Here is a 20397-nt window from a genome sequence, read left to right on the forward strand (position 1 = left end):
AAACGGTTATGCAGGCAGCCGGCTTACGGCTGTCTGTTTTTTTATTCGCCGCGCCGGATTACTTGCTACCCGGCTCTTGAACCAGACGTATAAGGGTATACTATGGAAAAAGGGGGAAGGAGCAGAGCGAATGGATTCCATCAAGGCGCAAAACAAGGTATTATTGCGTTCATTCGTATTCACGATTCTGATTCTGTTCGTGTTTGGCTGGATTGCGCAGCTTGTAAGCGGGCAGCGGATTGCGGTTTTTGACAATAACGTAACGGATGCCATTCGGGGCGTGCGTTCCGATGCCATGACGGTTGTCATGAGAGTATTCACCGAGCTTGGGTCGGAGTTTATGGTTATCCTTATCGTTATTGCCTTTTCATCGCTATTTGCGTTTATCGGCTACCGGAGAGAGCTTATCTTCTATCTTGGCGTCATCGTTAGCTCGGCGCTGCTGAATCTGGTGCTCAAGACGATCTTCCAACGGGCAAGACCGGATATTAACCGGATTATCGAAGCGTCCGGCTTCAGCTTTCCAAGCGGGCATTCGATGTCGGCCTTTACGCTATACGGCATTACGATCTATTTTCTGTGGAAGCATTTGAAGTATAGATGGATGCGGGCGGCCGTCATCCTGGTTGGAGTCGTCATTATAGCGATGATCGGGATCAGCAGAATTTATCTTGGCGTGCATTATCCCAGCGATGTGATTGGCGGTTATCTGGTCAGCGCGGCATGGCTCATGATGAGTATCGGGTTATACGAACGATTTCTGGAGCAGCGGTGGTTGTCCAGGAAGCTAAGACGTCAAAATTATTATTGACCGATCGATCCGGAAATGCTAATATGAATCCAACGAACATTTTGGACTGTTCAGTCTATAAAGAAAGGAGGCAGTTCCCATGGCAAGAAGCAAAGAATTTGATAAAACGGTTGTCTTGCGTAAGGCAATGGAGGTATTTGGCCACTACGGTTATGAAGGAGCCTCTCTGCAGCTATTACTCGATGAACTTGGCATTGCCCGGCAAAGCCTGTATGACACTTACGGGACGAAACGCGATCTGTTCGTACAGGCAGTTAAGCATTATGTGAACGAGAAGTCGGATGCGGTGGTCGCTTATTTGACCAAGACGGATTCCGTTAAGCAGGCGATAACGGAAATCTTCCATTCTATTGTGGAGACGTTAACCGATGAAGAGCGTCGCAAGGAATGCTTAATCTTAAACAGCGCTATCGATCAGGTTCCGCATGATCCGGAGATCGGAAAGCTGTTCATGGAGGACAAAAACCGGCTGGAGGCAGCTTTATACCAAGCATTGGCCCATGGACGGGAGAAGGGCGAGATTAATCCTGATCGGGATTTGCGCGCAATGGCCCAATATCTCTACCACGCTAGATACGGGTTGACCCAGGCGGCAAAGCTCACTGACGACCCGAAGGATTTGCAGCAAATTATGTCCATTACCCTGTCGGTTATGGAAAAGTAAGTGAAGCGTTTTTGCGCGCTTCGTTTCTTTTTTCTCATTTCGGACCAAATGGTCTACAATATCTCTGTCAAAATTAGACTGATTGGTCTATTAAAGAGGAGCGAATAAAATGAAAACAAACAAATTATTAGCCATTCTCGTTTTGGCCGTATCGCAGTTGATCATGGCGCTGGATTACACCATTATCTTTGTAGCGATGCCTTCGCTTGGTCACGATCTCGGATTCTCGGCGAGTCACCTGCAGTGGGTGGTGAGTGCCTATTCTCTGGCCTTCGGCGGATTTCTGCTGCTTGGCGGCAGGCTTTCGGATCTAATGGGCAGAAGGATGATGTTTATGCTGGCAATGGGGCTGTTCGGACTAGGCTCGCTGCTTGGCGGTCTGGCTGATTCCCAATTGACGCTTATTCTTGCCAGAGGGCTTCAAGGTCTTGGCGGCGCCTTGTTATCTCCGGCTACTCTGTCTCTTATCATGTCGAACTTCGAGGAAGGCCGGGAGCGCAATCGTGCAATGGGCATATGGGCCTCCATGGGTGGCGTAGGCATGTCCCTGGGGCTTTTGCTCGGCGGGGTATTGACCAGCTATATAGGATGGGAAGCGACCTTTTTCGTTAATGTGCCTATTGCGCTGATTGTCATTTTGTTATCCCCTGTGGTGCTCGTCGAGAGCAAATCCGCGTCAGGCTCCCGGCATTACGATGCGGCGGGAACGTTATCCGTAACAGCAGGCATGCTGCTCGTTGTGTATTACCTCATCCAGTCTCCGGTGACGGGGTGGCTTAGCGCGGCAACGCTGCCGTATCTGTTCATTGGCGTTGTGCTTCTGTTGGCGTTTATTCGAATCGAAAAGAAATCCAAAGAACCGCTGCTTCCCCTCGGCTTATTCCGCAACCGGAATTTGACTGGGGCATCGCTTACCGCATTCCTGTTTTCCGCATCGTTTGGGACGCTGTATTATTTCCTTACTTTATATACGCAAGGCGTGCTGCACTACTCAGCTATTCAATCGGGGCTTAGTTTCCTGCCTCTGACCCTTAGCGCATTCCTGGGAGCCCGGATGATTAACTATGCGTTGAGCAAGGTTGGGGTTGCCGGCACCATTGCCGCCGGTATGGGACTTGGCTTGATCGGATTTCTACTGTTGACCAGGCTGTCCGAATACGGCTCGGCTTGGGGCATTATCCCGGGGACGGTAATCGTTGGCCTTGGTCAGGCCCTGGTGTTTACTACCATGTTTATTGCCGGCAGCAGCGGTGTCGATCCCAAGACGCAAGGCGTTGCCTCTGCGGTGATTTCGACCGGCCAGCAGATTGGAGGGGCCGTTGGCCTCGCGGTTATCATGGCCGTTTTATCGGCAAGTCTGGGATCAACCGCTACGTTTGAAACGATGCTTCCGGCCGATCTGAACGAGGCGATTCATACGGCTTTCGTCATTAGCGCGGTTATTGCCCTGCTAGGCATTCTTGTTGCCTATTCGACCTTGAAGCAGAATAAGCCGGAGAAGCTTCAGGATACGAAAGTGACGCCTCTGCATTAATACCAAGAAGAAAGGACCCTCCTTGATGCAGGATGGTCCTTATTCATGAACTGGCGATCATCTTTTCCTCCAGGTGAGCGGCTTCATCACATGCAGCAGCGGAGTGAGGAATCCGTTGCGGCGGCCCTTTTTCGCATCGCTGTCGTGCTTGACGTAACGTCCCAAGCGGATAGCCCGGTCGAGCTCGGCCTGGCGGAGCTTCTGCAGTTGATCCACGGTGTGGTAATCATTGTAATTGTACGGCATTACAACATCCCCTTTAATCGGTTGAATATTTGTTTTCTTGTTTTCATTATGCGGGTGAAATAAAGAGGTAAAAAGTGTAGAATAGTTGCAATAGATTTCCCCTTTTAGCGAGGTGAGGAGAATTGCTGGTACTGGAACGATATTTGACTCTGTACAACCGTTTTGCAGGCGAACCCGGAGCGGGCGCGACGGCAGAGGCGTCCCTGGAGCAGGTGGCGGAAGCTCTATTCTGCACGGAGCGCAATGCCAAGCTGGTGCTTCGCAAGCTGACGGAAGAGGGACTAATCGATTGGCAGGCGGGACGGGGCCGAGGCAACCGCTCGCAAATTACATTCCGGGAAGACCGGGAGAAGCTGCTGCTCGATCTGTCGAAGCGGTATGCGGAGGATGGCGAATACAACAAGGCATTCCATCTTCTGCGGACCTTCGGGGAAGGGACGGCCGCGAACGAGAAGTTTATGGAATGGATGAGCGGAAACTTCGGCTTTCGCAGGCAGCCGGGAAAGGAAGCGGACGTACTGCGTCTCCCGATCTTCAAGACCATTATGACGCTTGATCCGGCCGATTTCGTCTATTCCTTGTGCTCGCATATGATTCAGCAAATTTTCGACCGGCTTGTCCTGCTTGATGAAGCGACCGGACAGATCAAGCCCGGAATCGCGCATTATTGGGAGCATAACGAAGACGCTACCGTATGGACCTTCCATTTGCGGAAGGGTATTCACTTCCACGGCGGGCGCGAGCTGACGGCGGAAGATGTTGTATTTACGGCAGAGCGCCTGAAGAACGGAGGCAAACGCAACAGCTGGATTATGCGTTCTCTTGAGCGCGTGGAAGCCGTATCGGAGCGGATTGTAAAGTTTCATCTGGCTCGTCCCAACTGGCTGTTTCTGAAATACGCGTCCTCGAATGTAATGGCGATTCTGCCGGCCAATCTGCTGGGACTATCCGAAGAGCAGTTCTGGAAGCTGCCTTCCGGTACCGGGCCGTTTCAGATAGAGGAGTGGAAGGACGGCAAGCTGCTGCTTGGAGCCAACCCGCATTATTACCAGTCTCGTCCCCACCTGGACCAGGTGGAGATCGTTCACGTGCCGCAGGAAGAAGCGAGAAAAGCCGGAATGACCAGCTGGCAGCAATTGATCTGCGATCCGACGCTGCGGGATGTAACGGTGGAGAACGGCTGGATTCAGATTGAATCCAAGAGCTTATGCACCAGTCTGCTCAGCTGGAATATGGAGAAGGCCGGTCCGCAGCGGTCGGAGGCGTTCCGCCGTATCGTGAACCGGCTGATTGACCGCCATGCGATGATCCGGGAATTATCCGGGTACAGGGATTTTCCTGCAAGAGGATTTTTCCCCGAGCTTGCGACCGCTCATGAACCGGATACGGATCGTCTGGAGCCGGAGGAAGCGGGCAGGCTGCTGCTTGAAGCCGGGTATAACGGGGAGCCGTTGACCTTATGCGCCCATCCGGGTCATGCCGAGGATGTGAACTGGATTGCGGATCGCTGCCGCCGTGCCGGTATTTCCGTCCTGGTGCGCATTGAAGCGCCTTATACGATTCATCATGTCCTGAATGAGATTGATCTGCTGTTCCATGCGCTTGTATTTCCGGAGGAGGACGTAAGCCTCATTGAGGGCTGCGAGCAGGAAGGGAGCTTTCTGAAGGAGCTGATGAGCCCCGAGCTGTCGCGCTGGACGATGGAAAGCTTCGATCGGGCGCTGGCAAGCGAAGACCCGAATAGCCGCAAAGCGATTTACGCGGGGATTGAGGAGAGGCTTAAAGACGAGGCACAGGTGCATTTCGTCCTTCATATGAAATTTCATACCGATTATCATCCTTCGTTAAAAGGAGTCCGGATCAACTCGCTTGGCTGGATCGATTTTAAGGATATTTTCCGTACCTGATTCTTGCATTCGTAACGGTCTGCCTCCGGCGGGCTGTTTTTTTTTGCGCCCGGGAACTATTCGGGCGAGGCCTGGGCAAGGCCAACCGTTAAGGCCCGGTTCGTCCACATCACTTGTTGAACCTCATCGGCTTGCCAGGCCTGGCATTGCACAATGACGGTAACCTCGGATTTAAACTTATTGTGCCTTTTGTGCTTATTCACGAAAATCGCATTGATTCCGAAGCCGAGACAAAAGCCGGTAAAAGCAAAGATCAGCCCCCATATAACAGGTCCCCATGTCCAAATAAATCCCAGACTGGTGCCGATGACGGACATAGCCGTAGCGCAAGCCAAGCCAATCTCGACTCCCGTGGAAAGGGAGCTCGCTTTGTTCGGCTTATCGGATTGAAAGATCTTGGATTCCTTGTCCATGCAAACGACTAGCAGCCGTTCCTTGGATACCCCTATGCTTTCTAGTTTCGTCAGAGCATGCTCAAGCTCGATGGAATGCATGAAGGTGCCGATAATAATCATCCGTTATCACCTGACTTGCCAAAGATTCGTACAGCGGAGGAGCGGTAACGCTCAGCCAGGTACTGGCGCTGCCCCAAGCTGAAAAGCAGATTATGCTCTTTAGCTATCAAAAAGGCATGATACATGGAACCGCCTATAACAGAAGGCATAAACAACAGCCAATGGGCGCTCAAAACGGCGATAGATTCCGTTAGTCTTCCACTCAGGAGATGGATTAACGATTCATGCGCATGAGACAAAACGACATACAGCCACCACCAGAATATCGCATAGAAAGCGAGGCCGATCCGGTGATTGTACAGCTGGCCCATGCCGGGAAACAACAGCGAAATGACGGCTGCGGCTAACGGGCTTTTAGGCTGGATATACTGCACCTCGGATGTAAACAGCGTCATATTGGGGAGAGGTTCATTCTCCAGCCGCGCGATCCGGTAGAGCTTGTTCTGATAGACCGCGGAGCAGTAGCAGTCCCACATCGCGACGAAATAAATAATGATATAACCGATTACAAATCGGGGCTCGAGGATCGCTTTCGCCTCGGCATAATTCCCGCAAAGCGTATAGACGATCGCCTGGTTGACATGGCCAAGCGTGTTGAATATCACTTCCGATAACGAGAGGAAGGTTCCCCTTAAATACTGGTTCAGCAAAAAATGCCCGAAGCCGGGGAATGCAGCCGACCACCACCAGACCATGTAGGGATTGCGGGAATGGATAGACGTTATGCCAAACGGGCTTAGTTTGGCGACGGGCCTCCGTGAGGGGTTCATCGAATCAGCTCTCCCTTCGCGATAGCACAGCAGATTTTTCGGCTATAATTCGGTGTATTCCGGCAAGCAGCTGAAGAATGACGATTTGCAGCAAGAGCAGGAGAAGCACCAGCCAAATGCCGGACGTATATAAAATATCCCTATGGTTGAGCCACCAGTAAACGCAGCCCATGGTAACGAACAAAATCGCCTTCCAGATCCAGCCGCCCCGCAAGGAAACTAGACAGGCGAACAAGAGGGAATCGGCATGCACGATTAGAGTAGCGAATGCCAGATTGTCCCGGGCAGGGTCTTCAAACCATCCGGGTCTAAATCCAAGCTGGTAAAAGATCAGCAAATAGCCGGACATGATTGTTCCTTGCAGAGATACGTTAATGATATAAAGCATCACCAGCCGGAGCAGGTAGGGATGGTCCGGCTGGCATAGCTTTTGCCAGAGCCATTTCCCCATTGAGGGGAGCAAGATCAAGCCGATTCCCGTATAGATGAGTTTCCACCAATGATGCTCGAAAACCCCTAAATAGATAAAGGACTGTTCAATTGCCATAAAGCCCGCTGCAATAAGGAGGATCCACCGGAAGCGAATCCGGTAGACCGCAATTAGCGTGCAGGTAGACGGGACGATAAAGCCGTTGGATACAATAGCGCCTATCGCACTGTCATAAAACGAATTGCGGAGTATCCCGGGCTTATAGCTGTAGCTGTTAAGAAGTACAAAGATGACCAGCTCCAGAATGTAGACAGCGCCGGCAATACAGATATAGAAGGGGAGGATCTTTAAGTTTTTTGTTCTCAACCAGGAGAGCGCAATAAATATTAAACTCGCGATAACAAGGAGCAAGTACGGGATAAACGATGGAATAAAATCATCTCCAGGTCGGCAGGATGTTGGGACTGGAATTATTTTTCCAATTTTGCTCTAATTTATGCCAGCCATTGGTGTTTTCTTTGCGGCCAAAGACGGAATGAAAGCAATCACATCAAACCTTCAACTGTACGGAACACTCCCTTAATTAATCATCAATAAAATAGGGCTTGTACCACATTTTACCTATATGGGAGAGTGAATTCATGTACACGTCACCAATGAAACGCATGGTGAAAACAGCTTTAGCCGGAACGATGGCGGCTGCCATGCTCGCAGCCCCGTTCCTGTATTCGCAGTCGGCTTTTGCCGCGGTCGGCACGCCTAACTATGAGGTGAAGCTGACCCTCGATCCGGCTCTTGTTCTGGATTCGAGCCACAACCTGGTCAGCGCGGTACGGAGCGAGTTCGACACAGGCAGCTCGTACAAATCTTACAGGGTACAGTACATGGATACGGCAACGCAAAGCATGCAAGGACAGGGCTGGAGCGAGCGGATTCGCAAACGGGATGACCAGAGCAATCATGAGATTCAATACAAGAAACGATACGACGTGGTAAACGGCGATATTAACGCCGCTTTGACGCAAGCGGCAAGCGAGGGGCTTGATTCGTCTTCCGGCTTTGACTTCCAAGTGGATTGGGGCTACTCCAAGCAAACGCTCAGCATCGATTACGAGAAGGACGTGACGATCTCCGGTTATAGCGGCAGCGGACTGAAAATGCCAAACGAAGCAACATCGCGTACCGTATCGGTATCCAGCGAACCAAGCAAGTTTACCAATTGGACAAGCACGGGCTGGGGAACAACGCAGCTCAATAACGCTGTTGTATACGGACCGGTTGATTTCAAGCGTTATGAGGGTACGTTTGACGATCTCGATCTGGACATCGAGGTGTGGACGGTAATGAATGAAGCGAAGACGGGCAACGAGTATTGGGTGGAAGCATCTTTCAAGACGGACAGCTACAGCGAAGCAAGCTCGACCCGCACGGCTTTGATTAATGAGCTGAACAGCAAAGGCTGGCTGATCCCGCAGGACCTGCTCCGCACAAGCCAAATTATCGAGCGTTACGCGCCGGCTCCGGCGGTACCGGACACAACGGCTCCTACAGCTCCAACGAACGCAACGGCAACGGCTGCTTCCAGCAACCAGATTAATCTGAGCTGGACGGCTTCCACGGACAATGTTGGCGTGACGGGCTATAATGTTTACCGGGGCGGCGTGCTGGCCGGTTCTTCGGCCGGTACCTCCTACAGCGACACGGGCTTGACGGCATCCACAAGCTATTCTTATACGGTCAAGGCGAAGGATGCGGCAGGCAACGAGTCGGCAGCAAGCAGCACAGTAAGCGCGACAACGCTGGCGGCTGGCAGCGGCGGCACGACAGGCGGCACTTACAATGTGAACGGCAGCACGGGAACTTATATCGAAGCGGAAAACTATACGGCGAAGAACGGTACGTTTCTTAACGCAGCCTGCCCGGTATGCTCGAACGGCTACGATATGGAGACGCCTAACGGCTCCGGCGACGGCAACACGAACTACATTGCTTATACGATTAATGTAACGAATGGCGGCTCCTTCTACATTCATTTGCTCAGCAGCGGTGTCGACACCAGCTCGGACAGCTTTACGGTTGCGATTGACAGTGCTTCCGGCTCGCAAGTAACAACGACTTCGAATAGCACCTGGGCTTGGAAAAAATCCAGTTCCATGTCGATCGCAAACGGCACGCACACGCTGTACATTAAAGGAAGAGAAGACGGCGCGAAGGTAGACAAGATCTACCTGTCGAAATCCAGCACATCCCCAACCGGACTTGGCGGAACGGCCGCCGTTCCGGTGAGCTAGCAGGAAGCGAAGCGGGCACCGCTTAAGGTGCCCGCTCTATTTTTTTGTGCCGGATCGATCGATCGTGAAAGGCCTTAGTTCATTACCCGCTGCTTCCGGGAGCCAAAATGCTGAAATAGTGAAAGAATTGTGTTCATTCCTCTCCTATCATCCTTATGGGGGCGTTCTATAATAGGAGTTGCCTGAAAATTGAAAGCGCATTCTCCCGAGCTAAGGGAGCCGCTTGAAGGAGGAAGGAATTTGAGTACGGCTATGTTGAAGCAGCACGGCATCAGAAATATCTCTTTTACAATGGTACTGGTTATTATCCTTAGCATGTTCAGTGCGATAGTACCACCGTCAGTTTTTGCCTCTGCCGGCGCGGCAGGGACAACGTATTACGTCGATTCCGCGGGTGGAGACGACGGCAATGACGGATTAAGCGAGGAAGCGGCGTGGAAGACGCTCACGAAGGTAAGCGAAACAACGTTCCAGCCGGGTGACCGCATTTTGTTAAAAGCGGGCAGCGAATGGACGGGAGAACAGCTGCATCCGCTGGGCTCCGGCGCGGAAGGAAGCCCGATCACCATTGATAGCTACGGTGGGGCAAGTCCAAAACCAAAGCTGAACGGCGCGGGTGTGATCGATTCCGTCGTCGAATTTTATAATCAGCAATATTGGGATATTCATAATCTTGAAATTACGAATACCGCGGCGGGTGCTCCCCAGGATCCGTCCAAGCTTGCGGATTTGCGAGGAATGCACGTAACCGGCTAGGATGCCGGGGTGCTGAAGCATTTCTATATCAGCGGCGTGAACATCCATGATGTAACAGGCTGGAATAGCATATTTACCTGGAAAATACCCACCGCAATCCGCTCCCGGACGACGAGCTCGCCCGGCGGCTGGAGGAGAGGTTCAGCCGGGAAGGCTAAGCGCAGAACCGCCTATTGTTAGTTTAAGGCCCCTAAGGGACCTTAACGGCAGAAAAATGCGAGGCACCAAGGAGCTTAAGGCCCTTTAGGGACCTTAAGTTTGGAAAAAGCCTCGATGAGGCTAACGAATCCGGCCCTCGTCATGAGTTTAAGGCCCCTAAGGGACCTTAACGGCAGAAAAATGCGAGGCAATAAGGAGCTTAAGGTCCTTTAGGGACCTTAAGCTTCTTTTGTTAGAGTGTAGTTAGTTGGTTAGTGATAAGACCCTGGCAGGGTCTTATCGGGCATAGAAATGTTCGCGGACGTTGCGGAATTGGCGGGTTATACTCGTATTGGTCTCCACCTCCATTTCTTGGTATAGTCAAACTATGACTATAGGAAGGAATTGAGGTTTTTTATCATGTCAAACAAAACAAATGCCTGCCGCAAGCTGGACTCCTTACATATCAAATACACGCTTCACGAATACGAGTGGGACGAGGAGCATTTGGACGTCGATACCGTTGCGAAGAAGGTTGGGCTGCCTTCTAATCAGCTTTATAAGACTCTTGTGCTGAGGGGAGATAAGACAGGTATCATTGCGGCCTGCATCCCGGGAGATAAGGAGCTGAATCTGAAAAGCCTGGCGCAAGCCAGCGGCAACAAGAAAGTAGAAATGGTTGCGGTAAAAGAGATTCAAGCCTTAACGGGGTACATCCGCGGCGGCGTATCACCGCTTGGGATGAAGAAGAACTACCCGTTTTATTTGCACGAAGCCGTGATGGCCATGGAACTGGTCAGCATCAGCGCCGGCAAGCGCGGCTTGCAGATCTTTCTTAATGGTGCCGATCTTGCAGCAGCCTCGGAAGGTAAGCTTGTTAATATAGCGAATTAAGCGGGTTGAACGGTCTTTAATACGGCAAGTCTAGAACTATATACTTGTCGGATGAAGGATCGGTGACCCCGGGTGAAGATCATTGGAAGAGTAGGCGCGTTTATTGTGCTATTCATTTTGCTGGCATGGATTGTGTTATTAGTCGGCTACTATGGGAAGGTAGAGCTGCTAAAATTTAAGGCCGAGCGGAATACCGAGCATTTTCTCAAAGCCATCGAGCGGCAGGATTATGATGAGACAATCCAATGGTTCGGGGAGCCGCTTGACCGGGAGAGTCTGCAGAAGCTTCAACCCATGCGGTTAGTAAAATACAGCGGGATTAAAGCCGAGTTTGACGACGGTTGCGTATGCAGCGGTCACGCAAAGCTGACTTTTCAGTCGGATGGTCCGGCTGTTACAGTGGATGCTGTTTTTGTCCTTAGAGAAGGCTATAGATCCGGACAGATCTGCGCGGGGGCAACAAATGAACAGCGTGAGGTGCTTCCGCAATTAGCCGAGTGGAATAAGAGCATGTGCGGGAACGGCTCTTTCTAAGAGCTACCGCTCCAGCCTCATATAGATGCTTCTTTCCCTGAAACCAAGTGACCCCCAGAACGCATAAGCAGCCTCGTTCCAGTACATCACCTCAATATCCAGCTGGTCCGTTTGCAACAGGGCGGCCAGCTTCCCAAATGCTATTTTCCCATAACCATTCCGCCTTTGGTCCCGGCAGATAAAGAACTGTCTTATATACAAAGGCTGCCGTGTGTGGTCAACCAAAGCGTAGCCGATAATTTCGCTGCCCCGCTCAAACAGATAGGCTTTATAGGCCGTCTCAATAAAATGCCGCATTCTCTCCATCAGCTCGCCCACGGTCATGGCATTATCATGAGGTTCATCCTCGATGAGCTGTTGATTCAAATCCGCAAGCAGCTCTAAGTCCGCTTCGCAGCCCATCCGTATAGTTAATTCGCTCATCACAATTCACCTCATGAGAACCATTCGTTACCTGTATCAAGTCCCCTTCCAAAAAACTTTTTCGAAATTTTTTATACCCGATGTCGATTATCCCGTCTGGCGTTCGTCGTTATAGTAAGAAGCACAAAAAACAACGGTTAGGAGAGAAGTACATGAACACAGCGATTTCGAAGGACGGCACCAAAATTGCTTACGATAAAACAGGGCGCGGCCCGGCGCTTGTATTGGTAGCGGGAGCGTTTAGCTACCGGAAGTTCCCGGGGCAGGTGGAGCTTGCGAATGCGTTATCGAGCCGGTACACCGTCTACAACTATGACCGGCGCGGCCGCGGCGACAGCGGAGATGCATCCTCTTATGCGATCGAACGGGAGATCGAGGACCTGAACGCCATTATTGAAGCGGCAGGCGGTTCCGCTTATGTCTGGGGATTATCCTCCGGCGCGGTGCTTGCTCTCGAAGCGGCAGCAAGCGGGTCCAACATTACAAGGCTGGCGCTGCATGAACCTCCGTTTATCGTGAAAGCCGAAGACCGGAAGCCGCCAAGCGATTTCACCGAGCATGTTGGCAAGCTGATTGCAACTGACCAACGCGCGGAAGCGATCAAATATTTTATGACCAAAGGCATGGGAGCCCCTTCCTTCGTTATCCCGATGATGAGAATGATGCCCGGCGTATGGTCGAGGCTGATGGCGGTAGCCCACACGCTTCCTTATGATGCGGCTTTGCTCAAAGGCTACATGAACGGCCAATCGCTGCCGAGTGACAAATGGAGAGGCGTTGCTGTTCCAACCGTCGTGCTGGAAGGTACGGAAAGTCCGGTATCCTTGCGTCACGCCGCGAAGCAGACGGCAGAGGTATTGCCTAACGCGAAGCTGATCAGTAAGAAAGGGCTTGGACATACGAAAAAACTGCAAACGGACAAAATCGCTCACGAGCTCACTTCTTTCTTTGCAGTTTAGTTTTCAAGCAGGGAATGGCAATAAAGCAAGAGAAAAATTAAAAACAATACCAAATACCGGGAGGGAATCACAATGAGATTTATGATGATCGTAAAAGCAACGACGGATTCGGAAGCGGGCGTTCTGCCAAGCCAGGAGCTGATTGACGCCATGCAAAAGTACAACGAGGAGCTTGTGAAAGCAGGCGTCTTGCTCGCTGCGGACGGTCTGCACTCCAGCGCGAACGCCGTCCGGATTTCGTATCCGGAGCCAGGGGGCAAGCCGAAGGTAGTCGACGGTCCTTTTACGGAGGCAAAAGAAATGATCGCCGGTTATACGCTGATCGAAGTGAAATCAAGAGAAGAAGCGTTGGAGTGGGCGCTGCGCATGCCGGATCCGCATGGATATGGCCAAGGCGAGATTGAGCTCCGGCAGGTGTTCGAATTCGATGAGCTGATGGAGGATCCGGAATCGCGCGCCAGAGAGGAAGCGCTTCGCAAGCAGATCGAGGAGACTAGAAACGCGTGAGCGTCTCCCAAACGCATCGCACCATCGAAACGATTTGGCGAATGGAGTCGCCTAAGATAATCGCAGGCGTAACGCGAATGGTTCGCGACGTCGGGCTGGCCGAGGATATTGCCCAGGATGCGCTTGTCATCGCGCTGGATCGCTGGCCCGAAACGGGCATTCCGGAGAAGCCGGGTGCCTGGCTCATGACGACGGCAAAGCGCAGGGCGCTTGACCTTCTGCGGCGCAACAAGCTGCAGGATCAGAAATACGTCGAAATAGCCCGGGAAATAGAGCTCTATACCGAAGATGATGTCGACCGTGCTCTCGACGGCGAGATTGAAGACGATCTGCTGCGGCTCATCTTTATGACCTGTCATCCGGTATTGTCGCAGGATGCAAGGGTAGCGCTGACACTTCGTTTGTTGTGCGGTCTTACAACCGATGAGATTGCCCGTTCCTTTCTTATCCAAGAGTCCACGGTTGCCCAGCGGATTGTACGGGCGAAGCGTACGCTGAACGCGGAGAAGGTTCCCTTTGAGGTGCCGGCCGGCAAAGAGCTTGAAGAGCGGCTATCCGCTGTTCTTGAAGTCATCTACCTCATGTTTAACGAGGGGTATTCGGCTACCTCCGGACAGAACTGGACGCGTCCGCTTTTATGTCAGGAGGCGCTTAGGCTGGGACGTATCCTGGCCGCTATTGCACCGGGGGAACCGGAGGTTCATGGACTGGCCGCCTTGATGGAGCTTCAATCCTCAAGGCTCAAGACCCGCGTGAATGCGCAAGGCGAGCCCATTCTGCTGATGGATCAGAACCGGGCGTTATGGGATCAGCTGCTCATCCGCCGCGGGCTTGCTGCCCTGGAACGCGGGCAGAAGCTGGGCCGGACGTTAGGTCCGTATGCGCTGCAGGCTTCTATCTCCGCATGCCATGCGGCAGCGCGTACCCCGGAGGAGACGAATTGGATTCGGATTGCCGCGCTTTACGAAGCGCTCTCGAGACAGATGCCGTCTCCCATTGTGGAGCTAAACCGCGCTGTTGCCATTGGGATGGCTTTTGGCCCGGCTTACGGGCTGCAGCTTGTAGACGCGCTTTATGCCGAACCCGCGCTCTCGGGCTACCATTTGCTGCCCAGCGTTCGGGGCGATCTGCTCGAGAAGCTTGGCCGCTGCGAAGAAGCCGCGGAAGAGTTTGAACGCGCGGTCGGCATGACCCGCAATGAAAAGGAGCAGGCGTTACTGCTGAAGCGGGCGGCAGCGTGCAGGCAGGAAGGAGGGCAGGCGTCATGCGATACTTAATGATGGTGAAGGCGTCCGGCTTTACCGAAGCGGGAATTGGTGCAAGCAGGGATTACGCGGCAAAAATGCGGTTATACCGCCATGACCTGAAACAAGCCGGCGTGCTTATAGCCCATGAAGAGCTGCAGCCAAGCTCAGCCGGGTTAAGAGTCGATTTTCCGGCGGGAGGCGGCGAGGCGGAGGTTTGGCCGGGACCTTTTTCGATTGACAGGGGACTTATAGCAGAGTTTACCTTAATTGAGGTCGACACGGAAGAAGAGGCACTCCAGTGGGCGCTGCGCATGCCGGTTCCAACGGGACAAGGGGCATACGGAATTGAGCTTCGCAGACTTGAGGACCGCTTGGAGCAGACGCGTGACCCAAGACAGGCCGCTATGGAGCTGGATTTGAAAAGTTACTTGCAGCTGTAGGACCTGGCGGCATGTTGGCGGACTCTCGTTTGTGGTAATATAAGGCTTGGCAATTACTCTACTCTAAGGAGTGTAGAATCAATGATTAATCAGCTTGGACAAGTGATGCTGTACGTGAACGATCAGGAGAAAGCACGGGTGTTTTGGACGGAAAAAGCAGGTTTTAAAGTAGTGGCTGAGGAAGAAGCCATGGGCCAAAAATGGATCGAGCTTGCTCCGGAAGGCGCTCAGACCTCCATTATTTTGCACGATAAAGAAGTAGTTGCCAAAATGTCGCTCGGAGTAAATCTGGGCACGCCATCGTTAATGTTCTTCTCCGACAGGCTGGATGAGCTGTACAGCGACTTCAAGAACAAGAACGTAACGGTAGGCGAGCTTGTTGAGCTGCCTTTCGGCCGGGTGTTTAACTTCGCGGACGAAGAAGACAATTATTTTGCCGTTATGGAAAGAAAATAACATGACATGCCTGCCCCAATGGTCCTCGACCATTGGGGCTTTCATTTTGCCGGAATAAGCAACATCTTGCTCCCTGATCGCGTTGTAGGCATAAGTGGATAAGGGAGGAAATTTCCAGTGAAATTAGGTATTGCTCTGATGCTGGCCTTTGTTCTCTTGCTGGGAGGTTGCGGAACCGGGATTGGGAAATCGCCTGAAGCCCCGCAGGAGAAGGCTCCCGGCAGCAATCTCCCTAATCAGACGACAGACAGCTCGGCCAGCTGGGTGACGGACCGAATGATTAATTTCCGGAACAATGTTTATGTCGGCTCGGAAGAGAGGGTAGAGTCGGTAGACGGGAAACTCGGAGAGATCAAACATTATTTGACTCAAGAAATGTTAGATCAGCCCGACGCATCCTCCAACTATTACAAGGAAGGAATCGCGCTCTATCAGATTACAGGGGTTCCCGTAGAGTCCGGCATTGCCGTTGAGACTAAGCCCGGTCAATACGTCAAAGCCGTACCCGTGGAAGAGATATTGGGAGATTGACGAATACGAGGCTGTACAAAAATATTTGGAGCAAGAAAAGCGGATTGCTTTTCCTGCTCTTTTTTTCTGCCCGCATCCAAGTTTAACCACCCTTGGCGGATGGTCATAATGGAAGGATAGACATTCATCCTGGAGGTAGCTCGCTTATGCAACGGCAACTAACGAATCGTTCGAGCTCCAATGACAACCAAATGCTGCCCGAGTACGCCAATATTCCGATCGATCCTTCGGTTGAAAATAATTTAGCGCGGCTTAAGCGCGATATGGGCGGCAGCGATGATCTCATTATGCGGCAGATTCACAATGAGGGGATTAACACGGCAGCCGCCGCGGTCGTCTATATCGACGGACTGTCCAACACGATGGCCATTAATCAATACATATTTGACGTGCTCGACTATTCTTTGCCCCGCTATGACGGGGAGGATATGATGACGCTTGATGCCGGAGCGCTTGCGAAAAAGCTCTTGAACGGCATGGGACCGGTCCGTACCGTATCCGATCTAGGCTCTCTTTACAAAAACCTGCTGTCCGGGGTAGCGATTATTCTGCTGCGGGGGCACCAGTATGCTTATTGTGCGGACATTCGGGAATGGAAAGGCAGGGACGTTACGGAATCCACAAACCAGACGTCCATTCGGGGGCCGCGGGAAAGCTTTACCGAGACGCTCCGAACCAATACTTCTCTTATCCGCCGGAAAATCAAGGATCCGCGTCTATGGATGGAGACGGTTACCATCGGCCATCTCACCAAAACCGATGTGACCCTTATGTACATTAACGGGCTTGCGAAGCCTGCCGTTCTCCAGATGGTCCGCGATCGGCTGGGTCAAATCAAAATCGACGGGATTTTGGACAGCGGATATATTGAGGAGCTCATCGAGGATAGCAAATGGTCGCTCTTTCCAACCGTATTTAACACCGAGCTGCCGGATAACGTAGCAGGCCAGCTGTTGGAAGGGAAAGTGGCCATTCTTGTAGAGGGGACGCCTAACGTGCTGATCGCGCCAACCCAGATGGTTACTTTTTTTCAATCCACGGAGGACTACTACCAGCGTTCTTTCTACGCAAGCTTATTGCGTATTTTGAGGTTCGGGAGCGTTTTTATATCGCTCCTTTTTCCGTCGCTCTACATAGCGATTACGACGTTCCACCGCGATATGCTCCCGGCGTCGCTCCTGATCTCCCTTGCGGCGCAAAGGGAAGGCGTACCGTTTCCGGCTTTTTTCGAGGCGCTTATCATGGAGATTACGTTCGAAATATTACGCGAAGCGGGGATACGGATGCCTCGCGCGATCGGGCAAGCGGTATCCGTAGTTGGCACCCTCGTAATCGGGCAGGCGGCGGTAGAAGCGGGAATTGTGTCAGCGGCGATGGTTATCGTGGTATCCATTACGGCGATCTCCACGTTTACGCTGCCGGCCTACAGCATGTCGATACCGGTTCGTATTCTCCGCTTCGCCTTTATGGGCGTGGCGGCAAGCTTTGGCCTGTTTGGCATCATTATGGGGTTCTTTGTCCTGATGCTTCATCTATGCGCGCTTCGTTCCTTCGGAGAGCCGTTTATGGCTCCGTTGTCGCCATACATGAAAACGGATATGCAGGATGCCTTATTCCGCTTGCCCAGATGGTTTATGTTCAAAAGGCCGGATACTTCAATGGATACCAGTTCCAGCAGAATTCGCAAGAATTAGGGAGGCCGCATCATGTTCTACAAATTCGCCATTTCGATGTTGTGCCTTCTGATGCTGACAGGCTGCTGGAGCAGACGGGAGCTGAATGAGCTTCTCATCGTGCTTGGCGTAGGAGTGGATTGGGAGGACGGGCATTATCTCGTATCGTTTCAGGTCGTTAACCCAAGCGAAATCTCCAATCAGCAAAAAAGGGGCGACCGTCCTCCCAGCACCTTATTCCAGGGAAGAGGAAGAACACTGTTCGAAGCAGCCCGGTCCGTTACGGCCGAGGCGCCGCGTAAGGTTTATGCGGGACATTTGCAGATTTATGTGATTGGCGAAGAAGCGGCAAGAAGAGGCATTAACGAAATCATTGACAATGTCGCACGCGATAATGAAGTAAGGATGGATTTTAATATCATCGTGGCAAAAGGAACAAGGGCAGAGGATGTTCTGAAGCTGTATACGCCGGTTGAGAAGCTGCCCAGCTACAGCATGCAGCAGTCGCTGCAGACCTCGGAAAAAAACTGGGCGCCTACCATTGCCGTAACGCTGGACGAAGCGTTAAACAAGCTTTCTTCGCAAGGGAGCGAGCTTGCTTTAACCGGCATACGGGTTATTGGAAGCACGGAGGTAGGGGAAACGAAGCAAAACGTAGAAAAGTTTTTGCCGCCAAGCCGGTTCCGTTATTCCGGCATTGCAGCTTTTAAGGGGGACAGGCTGATTGGCTGGCTGAACGAGAAGGAGAGCAGGGGCTATACCGATATTACGAATAATCTGGATAGTACTTCGATCGCTATACCATGCGGGGAACAGCGATATGTAGGCGTTGAAGTGACTTCCTCGAACTCCAAAATCAAAACCAAGGTTATAAACGGGAACCCGGAAGTCGAGGTGTCGATTCGAACGGAAGGAAATATCGTCGAAAGAACGTGTACGGACGTTGATTTATCCAATCCCGATACCATCAAGAAGCTGGAGGCACAGACCAAACAAGTTATTCTAGGCAATATGGAAACCGCCGTGCAGCGGGCCAAGGAATTGAAATCGGACATATTCGGCTTTGGCACCGAGATGGAGAAGGAGCATCCCGCTTACTGGAATCAGGTAAAGGATCGGTGGCGCGAGGAGTATTTCCCGCAGCTCAAGGTGACGTACAAGATTAAGATGTTTATCCGGGATACCGGCACTATAGAGAATAGCACGATCAAATAAGAAAGAGGGGAGCGGTCAAAAATGGCATCCGTATTAGCCGTTCTTGCTTTGGGTGCAGGCGCTATTTGGATGGAAGCACCTGGTCTTGTCCGACGCCGGCAATTCCGTGAGCTTGTTCTATTCCTTGTCCTTCTGCTTGCGGGAACGGTTTTGTACAGTCTTCTGATGCTGCAAATTACGCTCCCTAATCCGTTTATGCTGGTCAAATGGATGTTCGGCTGGATCGGGCCGGCAAAGTCATTCTAGTAGGAAGGGAGGAGGAAGTGCGATATGTCAACATACTCGAATGCGAAAATATCGGTTAGACAATTCACGATTCTGATTATGATCGGAACCGTCGGCGATTCGATTCTGATCATGCCGACGATTACGGCCGCCTCCTCCAAACAGGATGCCTGGCTGTCCATGCTTCTCGCCTTGCTTGCCGGCATTGTCACGGGAATAATCTTCGCCGCTATTGCCAACCGGCTGCAGAGGATAAGCCTGTATGAAGCCATCCGGCAAAGATTGGGCTTATGGTTCGGAGGCTTCTTCTTTCTTCTTTTTATTTTCTCGTCGTTTATGTGCATCCTGACGCTGCTTAGCGAAATGAGCCAATTCATGACGTTGCAGCTAATGCCGGAAACGCCGGTTAACGCGATTATTTTATTTTTCGAGGCTGTTATTATTATCGCTTACCGCTATGGCATTGAGGCTTACGCGAGAATGGGCGAAATACTGTTTCCGGTTATGATGGGACTGTTTGCGCTTCTTGTTGTTTTGCTGATGCCTCAAATTGAATGGCCGAATGTGCGCCCGATCATGGCTCAGGGATTCCTTCCGATCATGCAAGGGGCGCTCCCGGCTTACTGCACCGCGTTTGTCGAGATGGCCGGGCTGCTTATGCTCGTTCCTTATGTCCAGGGCAACGGCAAGCTGACGAGGCCAATTCTATCCGGCTTTGCAGTGGGCGGTACGGTCTTATTCCTGATTGTACTCCTTAGCGTGCTTGTGCTGGGACCAAGTCTGATGCAGACCAAATATTACCCGACCTTTGTGCTTGCCCAGAAAATCATGATTGGCCATTTTTTCGAACGGATCGAAGCGGTAATCGCCTTTTTATGGGTGATTACGGTTTTTTACAAAACACTGATCCATTTCTTCACCCTGACGACGGGGATTGCGCAAGTGTTTCGACTTAAAGAAAGCAAGATGCTGACCATTCCTCTAGGCATGATTCTGCTTGTCGGTACGGTAGTCGGTACGCCTAATATTACAACGTACAATCAGATTCTGATTAATTATTATCCCTGGTTTGATCTAACCTTTTTCCTTGTGCTGCCAATCATTATGCTCATCCTAATACTTGCGATCAAGAAAAAGCAGCAGAAGACGCAGCAGCCCCAAGGCCAACAGCAACCGCAGCAGCAACCGCAGCAGCAACCGGAAAATTAGGCGAATTATTTTCCGAAAAACG

Annotated in this window: 23 protein-coding genes; 18 read left to right on the forward strand and 5 right to left on the reverse strand. The window is 51.8% G+C overall.

Annotated features, from left to right (window positions below; all coding sequences use genetic code 11):
* Nucleotides 1–130: 130 nt before the first annotated feature.
* The 3 genes from EV294_RS24595 (at nt 131) to EV294_RS24605 (ending at nt 3009) form a co-directional block, all read left to right on the forward strand.
* Nucleotides 131–811, forward strand: coding sequence for a phosphatase PAP2 family protein (locus tag EV294_RS24595; RefSeq protein WP_132311697.1), 681 nt, complete (start codon nt 131–133; stop codon nt 809–811).
* A 79-nt stretch (nt 812–890) separates the two neighbouring features.
* A complete protein-coding gene (locus EV294_RS24600; protein ID WP_132311699.1) occupies nt 891–1475 on the forward strand; it encodes a TetR/AcrR family transcriptional regulator in 585 nt (194 codons plus the stop codon).
* A gap of 109 nt (nt 1476–1584) precedes the next feature.
* Nucleotides 1585–3009 carry an MFS transporter gene (locus tag EV294_RS24605; protein WP_132311701.1) on the forward strand — a complete coding sequence of 475 codons (1425 nt, stop codon included), beginning with the start codon at nt 1585–1587 and terminating at the stop codon, nt 3007–3009.
* A gap of 57 nt (nt 3010–3066) precedes the next feature.
* Here the strand turns inward: EV294_RS24605 and EV294_RS24610 are convergent, their stop codons facing one another.
* Complete coding sequence (locus tag EV294_RS24610; protein WP_132311703.1) at nt 3067–3255, reverse strand: hypothetical protein; 189 nt, start codon at nt 3253–3255, stop codon at nt 3067–3069.
* 122 nt (nt 3256–3377) lie between these two features.
* On the opposite strand from EV294_RS24610, the gene EV294_RS24615 reads away from it, so the two are divergent.
* On the forward strand, nt 3378–5162 hold the full coding sequence (locus tag EV294_RS24615; RefSeq protein WP_132311705.1) for an SgrR family transcriptional regulator: 1785 nt from the start codon (nt 3378–3380) through the stop codon (nt 5160–5162).
* Nucleotides 5163–5218: 56 nt separating this feature from the next.
* On the opposite strand, the gene EV294_RS24620 is transcribed toward EV294_RS24615, so the two are convergent.
* From EV294_RS24620 to EV294_RS24630, 3 genes are read right to left on the reverse strand one after another with little or no spacing between them, the layout of a single operon-like run.
* Complete coding sequence (locus EV294_RS24620; RefSeq protein WP_132311707.1) at nt 5219–5677, reverse strand: hypothetical protein; 459 nt, start codon at nt 5675–5677, stop codon at nt 5219–5221.
* Complete coding sequence (locus EV294_RS24625; protein ID WP_132311709.1) at nt 5674–6447, reverse strand: DUF5683 domain-containing protein; 774 nt, start codon at nt 6445–6447, stop codon at nt 5674–5676. Before EV294_RS24625 ends, EV294_RS24620 begins: the two co-directional genes overlap by 4 nt.
* Nucleotides 6448–6451: 4 nt before the next feature.
* Complete coding sequence (locus EV294_RS24630) at nt 6452–7243, reverse strand: hypothetical protein (RefSeq protein WP_132311711.1); 792 nt, start codon at nt 7241–7243, stop codon at nt 6452–6454.
* A gap of 275 nt (nt 7244–7518) precedes the next feature.
* On the opposite strand from EV294_RS24630, the gene EV294_RS24635 reads away from it, so the two are divergent.
* The 4 genes from EV294_RS24635 to EV294_RS24650 all read left to right on the forward strand — a co-directional run bounded on the left by EV294_RS24635 (nt 7519) and on the right by EV294_RS24650 (nt 11490).
* Nucleotides 7519–9168: a fibronectin type III domain-containing protein gene (locus tag EV294_RS24635; protein ID WP_132311713.1), complete on the forward strand. Its 1650-nt coding sequence runs from the start codon at nt 7519–7521 to the stop codon at nt 9166–9168.
* Nucleotides 9169–9408: 240 nt separating this feature from the next.
* Nucleotides 9409–9924, forward strand: a complete 516-nt coding sequence (locus EV294_RS24640) for a hypothetical protein (protein ID WP_132311715.1) — start codon at nt 9409–9411, stop codon at nt 9922–9924.
* 558 nt (nt 9925–10482) lie between these two features.
* A complete protein-coding gene (ybaK, locus tag EV294_RS24645) occupies nt 10483–10956 on the forward strand; it encodes a Cys-tRNA(Pro) deacylase (protein ID WP_132311717.1) in 474 nt (157 codons plus the stop codon).
* A gap of 72 nt (nt 10957–11028) precedes the next feature.
* On the forward strand, nt 11029–11490 hold the full coding sequence (locus EV294_RS24650; RefSeq protein ID WP_132311719.1) for a hypothetical protein: 462 nt from the start codon (nt 11029–11031) through the stop codon (nt 11488–11490).
* 3 nt (nt 11491–11493) lie between these two features.
* On the opposite strand, the gene EV294_RS24655 is transcribed toward EV294_RS24650, so the two are convergent.
* Nucleotides 11494–11913, reverse strand: a complete 420-nt coding sequence (locus EV294_RS24655) for a GNAT family N-acetyltransferase (protein ID WP_132311721.1) — start codon at nt 11911–11913, stop codon at nt 11494–11496.
* Nucleotides 11914–12065: 152 nt separating this feature from the next.
* Here EV294_RS24655 and EV294_RS24660 point away from each other — a divergent pair, with 152 nt between their 5' ends.
* The 10 genes from EV294_RS24660 (at nt 12066) to EV294_RS24705 (ending at nt 20375) form a co-directional block, all read left to right on the forward strand.
* Nucleotides 12066–12872, forward strand: a complete 807-nt coding sequence (locus EV294_RS24660) for an alpha/beta fold hydrolase (protein WP_132311723.1) — start codon at nt 12066–12068, stop codon at nt 12870–12872.
* A gap of 72 nt (nt 12873–12944) precedes the next feature.
* Nucleotides 12945–13379 carry a YciI family protein gene (locus EV294_RS24665; protein WP_132311725.1) on the forward strand — a complete coding sequence of 145 codons (435 nt, stop codon included), beginning with the start codon at nt 12945–12947 and terminating at the stop codon, nt 13377–13379.
* Nucleotides 13376–14656 carry an RNA polymerase sigma factor gene (locus EV294_RS24670; protein ID WP_132311727.1) on the forward strand — a complete coding sequence of 427 codons (1281 nt, stop codon included), beginning with the start codon at nt 13376–13378 and terminating at the stop codon, nt 14654–14656. Before EV294_RS24665 ends, EV294_RS24670 begins: the two co-directional genes overlap by 4 nt.
* A complete protein-coding gene (locus EV294_RS24675; protein WP_132311729.1) occupies nt 14644–15066 on the forward strand; it encodes a YciI family protein in 423 nt (140 codons plus the stop codon). Before EV294_RS24670 ends, EV294_RS24675 begins: the two co-directional genes overlap by 13 nt.
* Before the next feature lie 81 nt (nt 15067–15147).
* Nucleotides 15148–15522, forward strand: coding sequence for a VOC family protein (locus tag EV294_RS24680; RefSeq protein ID WP_132311731.1), 375 nt, complete (start codon nt 15148–15150; stop codon nt 15520–15522).
* Between the two features lie 117 nt (nt 15523–15639).
* On the forward strand, nt 15640–16053 hold the full coding sequence (locus tag EV294_RS24685; RefSeq protein ID WP_132311733.1) for a hypothetical protein: 414 nt from the start codon (nt 15640–15642) through the stop codon (nt 16051–16053).
* Nucleotides 16054–16199: 146 nt separating this feature from the next.
* Nucleotides 16200–17747: a spore germination protein gene (locus EV294_RS24690; protein WP_132311735.1), complete on the forward strand. Its 1548-nt coding sequence runs from the start codon at nt 16200–16202 to the stop codon at nt 17745–17747.
* Nucleotides 17748–17759: 12 nt separating this feature from the next.
* Entirely contained in the window at nt 17760–18941 is a 1182-nt protein-coding gene (locus EV294_RS24695) for a Ger(x)C family spore germination protein (RefSeq protein WP_132311737.1), read from the forward strand.
* A 21-nt stretch (nt 18942–18962) separates the two neighbouring features.
* Nucleotides 18963–19187: a hypothetical protein gene (locus EV294_RS24700; protein WP_132311739.1), complete on the forward strand. Its 225-nt coding sequence runs from the start codon at nt 18963–18965 to the stop codon at nt 19185–19187.
* Nucleotides 19188–19211: 24 nt separating this feature from the next.
* On the forward strand, nt 19212–20375 hold the full coding sequence (locus tag EV294_RS24705) for a GerAB/ArcD/ProY family transporter (RefSeq protein WP_132311741.1): 1164 nt from the start codon (nt 19212–19214) through the stop codon (nt 20373–20375).
* The last annotated feature ends 22 nt before the right edge of the window (nt 20376–20397 follow it).

It is taken from the genome of Paenibacillus sp. BK033 (assembly GCF_004345425.1).
In the GTDB taxonomy this organism is placed as follows: Bacteria; Bacillota; Bacilli; order Paenibacillales; family Paenibacillaceae; genus Pristimantibacillus.